The organism is Enterococcus sp. ARL09-542 (genome assembly GCF_005234805.1).
Lineage (GTDB): Bacteria > Bacillota > Bacilli > Lactobacillales > Enterococcaceae > Enterococcus_D > Enterococcus_D gallinarum.
Window position 1 is genome coordinate 18,453 of record NZ_QPQX01000005.1, and the last position, 13,186, is coordinate 31,638.

13 protein-coding genes are annotated in these 13,186 nt (G+C 41.0%); 2 read left to right on the plus strand and 11 right to left on the minus strand.

Annotated features, from left to right (window positions below; genetic code table 11):
• Positions 1–157: 157 nt before the first annotated feature.
• Both DVW06_RS07000 and DVW06_RS07005 read right to left on the minus strand, forming a co-directional pair.
• A complete protein-coding gene (locus DVW06_RS07000) occupies positions 158–1,912 on the minus strand; it encodes a glycoside hydrolase family 35 protein (RefSeq protein ID WP_081131596.1) in 1,755 nt (584 codons plus the stop codon).
• On the minus strand, positions 1,909–3,921 hold the full coding sequence (locus tag DVW06_RS07005; protein WP_137264521.1) for a beta-galactosidase: 2,013 nt from the start codon (positions 3,919–3,921) through the stop codon (positions 1,909–1,911). The genes DVW06_RS07000 and DVW06_RS07005 overlap by 4 nt, the downstream gene beginning before the upstream one ends.
• A 110-nt stretch (positions 3,922–4,031) precedes the next feature.
• Between DVW06_RS07005 and DVW06_RS07010 the strand changes: the two genes are divergently transcribed.
• Positions 4,032–4,838 carry an AraC family transcriptional regulator gene (locus tag DVW06_RS07010; RefSeq protein WP_003126306.1) on the plus strand — a complete coding sequence of 269 codons (807 nt, stop codon included), beginning with the start codon at positions 4,032–4,034 and terminating at the stop codon, positions 4,836–4,838.
• On the opposite strand, the gene recO is transcribed toward DVW06_RS07010, so the two are convergent.
• The 9 genes from recO to DVW06_RS07060 form a co-directional block, all read right to left on the minus strand.
• On the minus strand, positions 4,829–5,605 hold the full coding sequence (gene recO, locus DVW06_RS07015) for a DNA repair protein RecO (RefSeq protein ID WP_041119729.1): 777 nt from the start codon (positions 5,603–5,605) through the stop codon (positions 4,829–4,831). The genes DVW06_RS07010 and recO overlap by 10 nt on opposite strands.
• 115 nt (positions 5,606–5,720) lie before the next feature.
• The gene (gene era, locus DVW06_RS07020) at positions 5,721–6,620 is read right to left on the minus strand and encodes a GTPase Era (protein WP_003126304.1); all 900 of its coding nucleotides are present in this window, start codon (positions 6,618–6,620) and stop codon (positions 5,721–5,723) included.
• A gap of 27 nt (positions 6,621–6,647) precedes the next feature.
• Positions 6,648–7,037: a diacylglycerol kinase family protein gene (locus DVW06_RS07025; RefSeq protein ID WP_029486721.1), complete on the minus strand. Its 390-nt coding sequence runs from the start codon at positions 7,035–7,037 to the stop codon at positions 6,648–6,650.
• Entirely contained in the window at positions 7,021–7,497 is a 477-nt protein-coding gene (gene ybeY / locus DVW06_RS07030) for an rRNA maturation RNase YbeY (RefSeq protein WP_003126301.1), read from the minus strand. Before ybeY ends, DVW06_RS07025 begins: the two co-directional genes overlap by 17 nt.
• Positions 7,497–9,698 carry an HD family phosphohydrolase gene (locus DVW06_RS07035; protein ID WP_005471208.1) on the minus strand — a complete coding sequence of 734 codons (2,202 nt, stop codon included), beginning with the start codon at positions 9,696–9,698 and terminating at the stop codon, positions 7,497–7,499. The genes ybeY and DVW06_RS07035 overlap by 1 nt, the downstream gene beginning before the upstream one ends.
• Before the next feature lie 21 nt (positions 9,699–9,719).
• Positions 9,720–10,694, minus strand: coding sequence for a PhoH family protein (locus tag DVW06_RS07040; RefSeq protein WP_003126299.1), 975 nt, complete (start codon positions 10,692–10,694; stop codon positions 9,720–9,722).
• Positions 10,695–10,905: 211 nt separating this feature from the next.
• Positions 10,906–11,355: a GatB/YqeY domain-containing protein gene (locus DVW06_RS07045; RefSeq protein ID WP_003126298.1), complete on the minus strand. Its 450-nt coding sequence runs from the start codon at positions 11,353–11,355 to the stop codon at positions 10,906–10,908.
• Positions 11,356–11,388: 33 nt separating this feature from the next.
• Entirely contained in the window at positions 11,389–11,565 is a 177-nt protein-coding gene (gene rpsU, locus DVW06_RS07050) for a 30S ribosomal protein S21 (RefSeq protein ID WP_002356740.1), read from the minus strand.
• 168 nt (positions 11,566–11,733) lie between these two features.
• Positions 11,734–12,165, minus strand: a complete 432-nt coding sequence (locus DVW06_RS07060; protein WP_003126280.1) for a Fur family transcriptional regulator — start codon at positions 12,163–12,165, stop codon at positions 11,734–11,736.
• A 93-nt stretch (positions 12,166–12,258) separates the two neighbouring features.
• Between DVW06_RS07060 and DVW06_RS07065 the strand changes: the two genes are divergently transcribed.
• Positions 12,259–13,107 carry a pyruvate, water dikinase regulatory protein gene (locus tag DVW06_RS07065; RefSeq protein ID WP_003126279.1) on the plus strand — a complete coding sequence of 283 codons (849 nt, stop codon included), beginning with the start codon at positions 12,259–12,261 and terminating at the stop codon, positions 13,105–13,107.
• Positions 13,108–13,186 lie beyond the last annotated feature (79 nt).

A 13,186-nucleotide genomic window follows, 5' to 3' on the forward strand; every position in this document is an offset into this window, starting at 1 on the left:
CGGATGCCTGCGAAAAAAGGATTCAACTTGGCTTTCACTATCCCAAGCTCGCTGGATGACTCTGGCTTCTTTCTTTTTTCCGATCAACGTATTTATTTGATTATCCTTATCATAGTAGCTGTATAGGGACTTTGTCAATCAAAAAATATAAAAGCAATTAATTAGGGCCTAAGTCCGGCTGATCGTGAAAGATGATCATATCTGATACCCGACCGTCACTTTCAAAAATCACAGCCTCGTTGTTTCCTTCTCGTAAATAAGGAGCTGGAATATATAACCGTCTTTGCGGTCCTCTCTCCCAGAAACGACCAATATTATGCCCATTGATCACAATAAATCCTTTGCCCCAGCCCGGCAGTTCTACAAATGTATCTGCGCATTCATCCACTTGAAAGCTCACTTTGGAGAAACTCGGTTGTCCCGTTTGCCAGTGACCGGAAAAATCTACTTGATCAAGATTATCCATCGGTAGACTGTATATTTCCCATTCACTTTGAAACGCACCGTTGACGATCACTCCGTCTTTGATACCTTTGTATTGATGATTCATTTGGACGGAGTAATTGACCCGTCCCATGTTCTCAACCAAGATCCCTAACTCATTTGACTCCTCCGTCAGTGTGAGAGTCTTCTTTTGTCCGATTTCCTGATCATATTGAATAAATTGCAGCTGATTATTAATAAACGTATGGGCTCGATCCTGACAATGGATCAGTCGATAGTCTTCGATCACACGCGATTTGCCAATTTGCGAACGATAATAGACATAGCCAGTAGCTTGATCTAACAGTTCCATCGTTAAAGGATAATTGTGCTTGACTGGTTGACTGATGCTAGCTAGTGTCTCAAAGAGAGAAACTCGCTGACTAACTTTCCAGCTACCATAAGCCCGTTTGGTGATTTTTGTAGTCAAAGGAAAGGATGGGATTTCGGTAATTTCACCTATGACTTGTTGAAATGCTTCATACTTAGGTGTCACATCGCCCCATTCCGATAACAACGCATCATAGTCATAGCTAGTAACGTCTGGTGATAATTTCTCATAATAGTTGGCACCATTCATAAAGCCGAAGTTCGTGCCACCATGGAACATATAAATATTGACGGAGCCAGCTTCTAAGCAGTCCCGCAATTCATTAGCAGCGTCGGTTACCGATGTGGTATGGTGCTTGTCATCTCCCCATGCATCAAACCAGCCTATCCAAAATTCCATGACCATCAATGGCTGCTTCTTCCCATGGAATTCTTGAAGTTTTCTAAAATTCTCCTGAATGTCTGATCCACAGTTGATGGTTGGCAGTGCGATGTCCTTGATCGAACCGTTCTCTAACATATCCAGCCAAGGACCATCTGACGTAAATAAGGGCACGTCAATGCCATTGTGACGCATTAGTTCAGCAGACTTTCGCAAATAACTTTTGTCATTTCCATAACTGCCATATTCATTTTCAACTTGCATCATCAAAATTGGTCCTTCTTGAGTGATCTGTAAATCACTCACTTGAGAAAAAAGCTGTGTAAAGTATCGAGCGATCTTTTCCATAAACGGTGGATAGTCAAAGCGAATCTTCATGAAGGGATCTTTTAACAGCCAATAAGGAAGGCCCCCGAATTCCCATTCCGCACAAATATAAGGTGCTGGACGAAGGATCACATACAGCCCTACCTCCTGTGCAAGCTGAATAAAGCGCCGCAAATCAAGATTATCGCTAAAGTCAAACTTTCCTTCCTGCGGTTCATGCATATTCCAAGGCACATACGTTTCGACTGTATTACAACCCATCAAACGTAATTTTTCTAAGCGATCCCGCCAATATGCAGGCACAACTCGAAAATAGTGTATCGAGCCAGAAATAATTTTCATGGGCTGATCATTTAAATAAAATTCGTCTTTGATTACAAAAGCAGTCATTCGCTTCTTCCTTCCTTGATTACATATACACTGTATTGATTTGCAACGGAGTCTTCAGTCAAATGCTTACCGGACAGTAGGTCCTTCTTTCCTACAAATTGTGCCGGCACCTTTTGCGCTTGCTTCTGAAAATTGATGATAAAATAGTAAACCACTTCTTCCGTACGACGACAGCTGATTTCTAGATTTGTTTCTCCTTCAATCACAGCAGTTAGATTTGCGCTATTGGTTGCCTCATCCAAGATCGTATCTAAAAGATCTTTTTCAAGTTGAGTCCCAATATAATAAACGACACCTTGACCAAATCGATTTTTGGTCACTGCTGGTGAACCGGCATAGAAGTTACTCGTATAGTCCGCTACAGATTCAGCGGTCTCCAAATGGATGATCTCACTGACTAAGTTACTTTCTCCCTGTCTTCCCCCCTTTAATTGGATAACGTTCGTCTGCTCTGGTGCTAATGCATCAATCTCTTCTATCCAGATTCCTGCTAGCTCTCTTAAAGGCCCAGGGTAGCCGCCTAGATGGACATTGTCTGACTGGTCAACAATGCCACTCATATACGTTGTGATCAAGGTGCCTCCTTGTTCCACAAAGGATTCAAGAGCTTCTTTCACACCTGCTTTTACCATGTACAAAACCGGTGCTACCAGCACTTGGTACTTGCTGAAATCTGCATCAACTGACACCAAATCTGTTGCGATATTCTTTTCATAAAAGTAACGATAATATTGATGGATTTGTTGCACATAAGTCAAATCAACTGTTGGTCCGCTCGTATATTCCAATGCCCAATAATTATCCCAATCAAATAGAATACCAACTTCAGCCTTTGTTTCACTACCCAAAACTTCGTTCAGTCGGCTCAATTCTTCTCCTAATGCTGCAGTTTCTTTAAATACACGGGTGTTCTCATGCCCAACATGTTCTATCACCGCACCATGAAACTTCTCACAAGCACCAATGGAGCGGCGAAGTTGGAAAAACTGGATTGTATCTGCTCCATGAGCGATCGTCTGATAGCTTTGCGCGCGCATTTGGCCAGGTTTTTTCAATGAATTATATGGTTGCCAGTTTTGTTGGGATGGTGTTTGTTCCATCAACATAAACGGCGCTTGCTTCAATCCCCGCATCAAATCATGAGTCATTGCAACGAAACTCCATGGTGTATTATACGAAGGATAGTTGTCCCAAGAAACAATATCCATTTCTTTTGCCCATTTGAAGTAATCGAGTCCTTTAAAAGTTCCCATCAAATTCGTGGTAATCGGTGTTTGACTATCGAATTGACGAATAGCGTCCCGTTCTAACTTAAAGTTTTCTAAAAGACTGTCAGAATTGAAACGACGATAATCGATAGAAATTCCTGCAAATGCGGTTTTGTCATGACCGATTCCTTCAGAAAGAGCATTCGGCAGAACGATTTCGTCCCATTCATAAACAGTATGCCCCCAAAATTCCAGATTCCACGCTTTATTCAATGCCTCAAGGGTTTGATACTTATCTTTTAGCCAGACCCGAAAAGCTTTCTCACAGTTTTCGCAATAACACTCACCTCCATATTCATTATTGATATGCCAACAAGTGACTTGCGGGTTACCACCATAGCGTTGTGCCAATTTCCCAGCTAATCGTTGTGCATATTTTTGGTAGACTAAGCTGTTAGGACACGCATTGTGCCGCTGTCCAAATTTATGGTGCCGCCCTTCATAGTCAGTTCGAGCCACTTCTGGATAGCGCTTGAACATCCATGCTGGCAACGCCGCTGTTGAAGTCGCTAATACAATGTCGTAGCCTTCTTCACTCAACATATCAATCATCTCATCCAACTCATTAAAGTAATAATTGTGCTCTGAAGGTTGGATTTTTGCCCAAGAAAAGACATTGATAGTCGCACTATTGATGTGTGCATTTCTAAAAATTCGCATATCTTCTTGCCAGATTTCTTGCGGCCACTGATTAGGGTTATAATCGCCACCGAATAAAAACCGTTCAAAAACTTTTTTCATGTTTGACGCTCCTTTTTCTCATTGATAATTATTATTGTAAGGCTTTTCAAAAAGTTGTAGTATAATAGGATTGTCATGATTCTATAATATTTCGAAACAAGGAGAATTCAATGTCTATCTATTTCTATCAGAACAACCCTCGGCTCCCTGTCAGTATCGAGAGCATTGGGAATCATTGGGCACAAGATGAAGTGGTTCGCCCCACTGGTTATCCATATTATCACTGGTTGCAAACTACCGCTGGCCAAGGGACCGTCCTTTTTAACGATCAATCCTTTGTGTTAACTCCTGGGGCTGGCATTTTGATTTTGCCATTCATCCCTCATCGTTACCATCCTCATAGAGACTGGCAGACAAACTTTGTTACGCTGCAAGGAGATTTAGTACAGGAACTGTTGAAACCTTTTGGCGGAAAGCGCTACTTGATGGGGCAAGATAGCCCTTTATTTTCTTACAGTGAGTGGATCAATCAACGAATCAGCGACGATCAAGAAAAAATATTAGACCCATTGCGCTCTTCCAGCAGTTGCTATCACTTTCTTTTGGCATTGATCCAACAACAAAATGCTGACGCAAATGAAAAGCATCATTTGTACCAACGCTACATTGCGCCTGTACTACTAGAAATCGAAACCAATTATGCTCATCCATTGACCGTCGCTGAACTTGCGGAAAAAATTTTTGTAACTCCGCAGTATTTGTCGCGTCTCTTTCAGCGCTTTTTGGGGCAGTCAACCTCCCAATTTTTGCTGAATTATCGCCTGAATCGTGCCAAAGAATTATTGGTAGGCGAGCCTCATCTGGATATCCAAGATGTCGCTTTCTTGGTAGGAATCCCAGATGCAAGTCATTTCACTGCTCTTTTCAAAAAAAAAGTTGGCGCTACTCCAAAGAAGTTTCGCCAACTTTATCGTTGATCTTTGGGTTTCAGGATATCTTGCCACTGTCCCATTTGATCAATAAATTTTTTGCTTTTCAAATGTAAGCCAACATATTCATCATACAATAAATCAATTACCTGACGAATGGCTTGCTTCGTTTCTGGTTTTAACTTGATCGATGCGATTTGTTCATAAGAGATTTGTGCAAACAAACGAATAAAATGGATTGCCCTTGGATCACCGTGATAACGATGGTCATCTAAGGCCCAATGCTTTTCGCATATGACGCCATTGTATTTCGAGGAGTAATCAAAGCGGCCTTCTGTTTGTCCGCAGACCGCACAGTGGGTCCATATCGGTGAGACCCCAAAACGCTGCAGCAACTGAATCTCAAAAATATTAGTGATGATCTCTGCATCATTATCAGTATCCATCAACTGCAAAGCTTCATGTAAGAAATGATAGAGATTTGGATCGTACACGCGGTCATCGATCGCAGAGTCAGCCAGATTCAATAGATACGTAGCATAGCCTGCAAGAAAAATATCACCTTGGATTTTGCGAAAAGAATGGATATCTTTGGCATTATTCAAGAATGACAAGCCCTCAGAACGAATATTTCCAATATAGGTCGCTTCAGTGTACGAAAGCAAAGCTGGCGTTAAAGGATTATTCTTGCGGTGGGCACCTTTTACATAGAACATTTGCTTTCCAGCCGATTCAGTGAATATTTTGACCAGTTTATCATTTTCTTTATGGTCCCTAGTAAATAACAAGATCCCTTTTGTTTCAACTAAATTCATGAACAACGCTCCTTTCTAAACCAGAAAGCTGAAGCAGCTCAATCCCCTTCGCTTGCTCCAGCTTTCTTTGTCTTTTCTCTCATCAAACTTCTTAGCTGATCTTGTTTAGAGAAGATCAGTAATCATCGTTCCGATAACCGTAGTCTGTCAGGAAGGTTTGTTTGTCTCGCCAGTCTTTTTGAACTTTGACCCATAATTCCAAGTAAACTTTATCGTCTAACAAATGCTCGATATCTAATCGTGCTTTTGTTCCGATTTGTTTCAGCATTTTGCCGCCTTTCCCAATAATGATTCCTTTTTGGCTATCCCGTTCAACGACGATCGTTGCTTGAATATGAATTTTATCATTTTCATCCCGTTTCATCGAGTCAACCACCACAGCGACTGAGTGAGGCACTTCGTCTCTAGTCAGTAACAGCACTTTTTCCCGCACTAATTCCGAAACGATGAAATATTCTGGATGGTCTGTGATTTGATCCTCAGGAAAATATTGGGGACCTTCCGGCATTTGATCAATGACTAATCTCATCAATGTCTCAAAATTATTTCCTTCCGTTGCCGAAATCGGCACGATCTCCGCAAACGTCATTTGAGCCGCATAATCTTCGATAATAGCTAAAAGTTCGTCTGGATGTACTTTATCGATTTTATTGATGACTAGAAAGACCGGTGTCTCGTTTTTCCGCAGCCGCTCGATAATGAAGTCATCGCCCTTCCCCCGTTTTTGATCGGCACTGATCATAAATAAGGTCACATCGACTTCACGAAGTGCACTATAAGCAGTTTCCACCATGAAATCTCCTAAGCGATGTTTTGGCTTATGGATTCCAGGTGTATCGATAAAAACGATTTGTGCATCTGGTGTTGTGTAAACCCCTTGGATTTTATTTCGGGTCGTTTGTGCTTTGTCGCTCATGATAGCGATTTTTTGACCTACTACGCGATTAAGTAATGTGGATTTACCAACGTTGGGCCGGCCAACAATGGCAGCAAAGCCTGATTTATGTGTTGTCATAGGTGATCTCCTCTGTGTATTATCTTTCTAAAAGAACGCTAAAATTTTTGGTATAAAAATGATTGCCGCAACGATCAATGCAAAGAATGCTGTCATCAGGACTGCTCCTGCCGCCATGTCTTTGATTTTTTTGCCAATGGGATGGAAGTGAAAATCGGTAAACATATCAACGACATTTTCAAAGACTGTGTTGACGATTTCCACGATCCAAACCAAAAATACCGACAACAACAACCAGAGCCATTCCATTTGATTTAATCTAAAGACAAATCCCGCAATGATTGCAACGATGCCTAACAAGACATGTTTGCGCATATTGCGCTCTTCGTCAAAGACGGTCTTGATTCCTGTAAAGGCAAATTCAATGGATGTGATAAATTGTTTGTTTTTTTCTGTATTCTTATCTTTTGAGTCCATAGGCATCCAATATTTCCTTTTGCAGACCGAACATTTCTTTCTCATCTTCTGGTGTCATATGATCATAACCATTGATATGCAAAAATCCATGCAGCGCTAAAAAGCCCAATTCCCGATCATAGCTGTGTCCATACTCACTAGCTTGCTCTTTTGCCCGCTCGACTGAAATCATGATATCCCCAAGATTTCTCGGCATAGCTGGCATTTCATCATCAAAGATGATCGGCAACTCTTCTTCCGTTTCTTCTTCCAAAGCAAAACTGATGACATCCGTCGGTTGATCTTTATCACGATAGTCCCGATTGATGACTTGGATAGCGGCATTGTCCATGAAGGTGACAGACATTTCCGTATCCTCAGGCAGCTTCAAATAGTCTGCCGCATACTGCAGCAGTTCATCAATTTCATTGATTTTCTCTTGACTCACTGTATTTGTTTCATCTAAAAAAGCAATCTCCATTACCGATCTCTTCTTTCTTGTTCTTCTTTCATTTTTTCCGCTTCGGACTTCATTTTCGGATATTTGATCCGTGAATGGAATGTACTACACAATCCATTGACTAAGGACTTTTCAATGATACGAATTTCATGCAATGTCAGTCCGGACTCATCTAATTGTCCATCAAGAATCCGATCATTGATCAAATTCGAAACAAATTCCTTGATTTTCTGATCTGTGGGATTATCCATTGCCCGCACAGCAGCTTCACAACTATCCGCGATACTAACGACCCCTGCTTCTCTTGTTTGTGGTTTTGGTCCAGGATAGCGAAAATCGGCTTCTGTCACTTCTGGATTACGTTCTTTCGCTTTGACATAGAAATAACGCATCAAGGTTGTTCCATGGTGCTGGCGACAAATATCCACCACCATCTGAGGCATTTTCTCATTTTCTAAAAGAACCGCTCCATCGATCACATGTCCGAAAATGATCTGCTTGCTGTCTTCCGGAAGCAAAAAGTTATGGGGATTTTCAGCCCCTGCGGGTAAATTCTCAACAAAGAAATTCGCATGCTTTAATTTACCAATATCATGATAGTAACAAGCGACCCGTGTCAGTAAACTTTGTCCGCCGATCTCTGCTACAGCATTAGCACTCAAATTGGCGACCATCATACTATGATGATAGGTTCCTGGTGCTTCTTCCAGTAATTGTTTAAGTAACGGGTGATTTGGATTACTTAGTTCGTTCAGAACGATCATGCTATTGTCTGAGACCAATAACTCAATGTATTGATGCAAACCAATCGTTAGTAGATAGCTAAGTAATGAACCCGCTAAGGCACAAATGATCGTCGTCCAGGTATTGCCTCTCGCGAAATCCATCCCTTGGAAAATCACTAACATGACACTTAATAAGAACGGAAAGACGATGACCCACATAATGGCTGTTCGTCCTTGACTGGCGATTCGTTCCCTTCTGATCATCGTTCCCATCAATCCAGAGAACAAATAGGTTACCAAGACAGTAGTCAGCATATTCGTACCGCTGGAATTAAAATAAATGAAAATCGCATTGATTACTTGAAACATCGCAGCTAAAATTCCCAAACGCCGACTTGAGAATATATTCAAGATCAGCGGGGTAAAGGCAGCTGGAAAGAATAACGGAATGAACGCGATGAGTTCAGACTGAAATAGTTGGAAAAACTTCATCAATAAAATACTAAAAATCATCGCAATGACATAAAAGGTCACAGCATTCATCCGTTTGTCTTCGTTTTTTGTCTGCCGTGTGTAATAAAAGAGCATGAGCATCTGTAAAGCAGCAGTAAAAACTAAAGCAATCAACGGAAATACAGAGAAGGTTTGACTCGTCAGACCGAGAAGCTGCAATTTTTCTAATGCATTTGAATCAATCTGCGAGCCTTCCCGGACAATGATCTCACCTTGATAGATCATAACAGGCTGAACAGCGTCTTTGGCAGCCTGCCGAGCTTCTTCCGTTCGTTTCTCATTAGGAAAATCGTTGACAACGATCCCTTGATTGACTAAAAAGCGTAATGCTGTTGCCATTTCAGAAGTTACATCCAAAAACTGGATCTTTTCTTCGGCTTCTGATCGAAAAGTACTCAATTCAGATTGGCGGATCTGTTTAGCCATTTGTTCATCAACAAGCTGCAGCGCATAATCTCTTACCGTGTTCAGCTGATCACTATTCAATGAAAACAATGTCGACAAAAAATTATTGGTCAGCGCTTGATAAAAATCAAGTTCATCATCACTCATTTTTTCAAATTCTTTTTTTAAAGTGGCGATATACTCTTCTGTATCCGGTTTAGGAACATTTTCATTTTCACCAGCAGCTTTGACCGCAGCTTCATATTTCGTATTGACAGTCTTGTTGACTGTATCAATCAATTCAAACAAATGATTGATCCGTTCATGTTGAACTTGTGCCAAATCGTCTTGATACGTGTATTCAGGCGAGACGGCTTCAGCGGCTAGCGTACGTTTTTGTTCAGTAGCAGTTGTGTTTTCAATCGTTTTGTTGGCTCGGATATTTTCTTCCGCAACCTGCCCCTCGCTATAGTCGACATTGTTTTGTTTTACACTGGAAAACATGATCCCAATAGATAAAACAAAAAAGAGCACCATAAGCAGCGGCAGGTAAAAGCGGCCTAATTTTTCTCGAAAATTCCGTAACGGTTGTATGATCATTTTACCCCTCCTGTCCGACAATCAACGTTGTTCTTTACTATCGGATTCCTCATAGGCACGTATAATGTCTGCAACGACTGGATGACGAACGACATCTCCTGCTTCAAAGTGCGCAAACGCAATTTTAGGAATTGCTTCTAACGCTCGTTGCGCATGAATCAGTCCGCTCGTTGTTCCTTTTGGTAAATCAATTTGACTTGTATCGCCATTAACGATCATTTTTGAATTAAATCCTAGGCGGGTCAAAAACATTTTCATTTGGGCAATAGTGGTATTCTGTGCCTCATCAAGAATCACAAAAGCATCTTCCAAAGTCCGCCCCCTCATATAGGCTAGCGGAGCAATCTCGATCACGCCGCGTTCCATCAAACGATTGGTATGATCCATACCAAAGATTTGATAAAGGGCATCATAAACGGGACGCAAATAGGGATCGACTTTTTCTTTCAGATCACCTGGTAAAAAGCCAAGATTTTCACCTGCTTCAACAGCGGGTCGCGTCAAGATGATTTTTTGAACTTGTCCTTTCTTCAATGCCGCAATGGCCATGACAACGGCAAGAAACGTCTTTCCGGTTCCTGCTGGTCCAACGCCAAAAACGACATCATGGGTTCTGATGGCTTCAATATATTTCTTTTGTCCGGCATTTTTTGCGCGGATCGGCTTACCGTTACGATCTTTGATGATTTCTTCTTCATACATATCTGTGAAATAATCTAAGTTTCCTTTATTTGCCATGTTCAATGCCGTAATAACATCTGGCGTACTGATATTGATCCCTCGTTTGATCAACTCTTGCAACGCATGGATCACGGATTGGGCTTTTTCAGCGGCTGTCTTTTCACCAATGATTTGGATCATTTCTCCGCGGGTATGAATCGTTGTTTGTGTAGCATCTTCGATGACTTTGATATGTTTGTCATGGGAACCCAACAACAAACTAATATCATCATTTTGAGTCAGTTGGATTTCCAAAGAAATACGCTCTTCTGTCAAATAAGTTACAGCTCCTTTTTTAGGCATTCTAGTTTATAATACCACACAATCGCTAAAAGCAAAATTACTTGTAAGCTTCAAGAAGCGTTTTGGCAGCGTTCTTTGCAATTTATTAAAAGTTTGTTTTTCGATCATTGATTCTACTTAAAAATACTCACTAAGAAAGAACAAAAAAGCCGTAAGCATCCAATAAGATGCTTACGGCGTGTCCTTACATTTGCCCTAATAATTCTTTGACGATCGCATTGACTTGGTTGCCGTCTGCTTTGCCTTTTACTTGAGGCATCACAGCGCCCATCACTTTTCCGAATTCCTTCGGAGAAGAAGCTCCTGTTTTTTCGATCGCACCAGCAACGATTTGGCGAATTTCCGCTTCATCAAGTTGTGCCGGCAAGTATTTTTCAACAATTGCAATTTCACCTTTGACTTTTTCAGCCAGATCGGTACGGTCGGCTTTCTCAAATTCAGTCAGAGAATCACGACGTTGTTTCATTTCACGAGACAACACAGTCAATTCTTCCTCTTCGTTCAAGTCGGCACCTTTTTTGATCTGTTCGTTTTGAATCGATGCTTTCAACATGCGAATCACCTGCAACGTTTCCTTGTCTTTGGCTTTCATCGCTGTTTTCATGTCATCATTCAGTGTACTTAGTAGCGTCACACTACCAGCTCCAATTCTCAAAACAGTAGAAAATTAGAATTTTTTACGTTTTCTAGCTGCTTCAGATTTTTTCTTACGCTTTACACTTGGTTTTTCGTAAAATTCACGTTTACGAGATTCCTGTAAAGTACCCGCTTTTGACACGGAACGTTTGAAGCGACGAAGAGCATCGTCAAGTGATTCGTTTTTGCGAACGACTGTTTTTGACATGTAAATTCCCTCCCTCCGAGCTTAAAAAGTAACCGTATTTGTCATTGAAATAAAATCTCAAAAAACAAGACTGTCCTTTGAAAATTATAGCTAACCCCTGAAAAAGTGTCAAGGTATTCTAGTAAAAAAGTCGATGAACTTCCTGATTCAATCTTAGAATCCGAACAATCAGCGACAATCTTCACATCTGCCTAGAATTTCAAAACGATGGCCTTCGATACTGCACCCGGGCAATTGTTCTTGAAAGAAATCCATTGGACAAATATGCAGCTCTTTTGTTTTGCCACAAACCGTGCAAATAAAATGATGATGGTGATGATCTTCCAATTCCACGCAGCAATTATAACGAAATTTCATTTCTCCATTCAATTCAGTCTCTTCCAAGATGCCAATCTCAGAAAAATCATGAAGGTTCCGATAGATCGTGTCATAACTTAGACCCGGGTATTCTTCAGACATGAAATCATGGATTTCTTTTGCCGGCAAATAACGGTTGCGTTTCACTAAATAAGTAATGATAGCTTCTCTTTTTTTGGTATATTTATAGCCATGTTCTTTTAATATCGACATAGCTTGCTCAATCAATGGTTGATTTTTCATCGAATCCCTCCAGTAAATCAAAATCATTCCGATTTTTAGCGATCGTAAGTATGGTATAATGAAATTATCAAAAATGCAAGAGAGGATTTTACTATGAACCCACAAGAAACGATTGTCACGATTTTTGTCTTGTCCGATTCAGCAGGAGAAACGGCCTCCAAATTAGCTCAAGCAACCATGGCACAGTACCCAAGTGTTGAATTCAACTTATTTCGGCGTACCTTTATTCACACCAAAGAACACTTGATCCAGGCGTTGACTGATGCCAAAAAACACGATGCCATTATTTTGCACACACTGATTAACGATGAGCTAGTCTCGCTAACCAATCACTTTTGTGAAGAAGCCGACCTATATCATTTTGATGTATTGACTCCTCCTGTCACCGAGGTAGAAAAACGCACAGGTGTCGCTCCGTCGCGAGAACCCGGCGCATTGCATCATTTAAACAAAAATTATTTCAAACGTATCAAAGCAATGGAATTCGCTGTTAAATACGATGATGGAAAAGACCCACGAGGTTTTCTCGAAGCCGATGTCGTTTTGTTAGGTGTTTCCCGAACATCAAAAACACCGCTAAGTCTTTTCTTAGCCAACAAAAACTTGAAGGTGGCGAATTTGCCTCTTGTGCCCCAAGCACATATTCCTAAGCAGTTGTGGGAAATCGAACCGAGCAAAATCGTTGGGTTAACGAATGATCCCGACGTTTTAAACAGCATACGCAAAGAACGGATGCGTTCTTACGGATTGAATCCAGACACGGCGTATTCAGATATTGAAAAAATCCGGGCTGAATTAGAGTTTGCCAATGATCTTTATCAAAAATTAGGCTGCATCGTCATTAATGTTGCCTCTCTTTCAATTGAAGAGACAGCTTCCATGATTTTGAATGCATTGAATTTGGAAGACCATAGTTACTACACGTCAGAAACAGAAGAATAACCAGCCACATACATTTTAGACAAAAAGATCCCCAGAGTAATGGTCAGCTAGACTGTACCATTATTCTGGGGATTTTTGC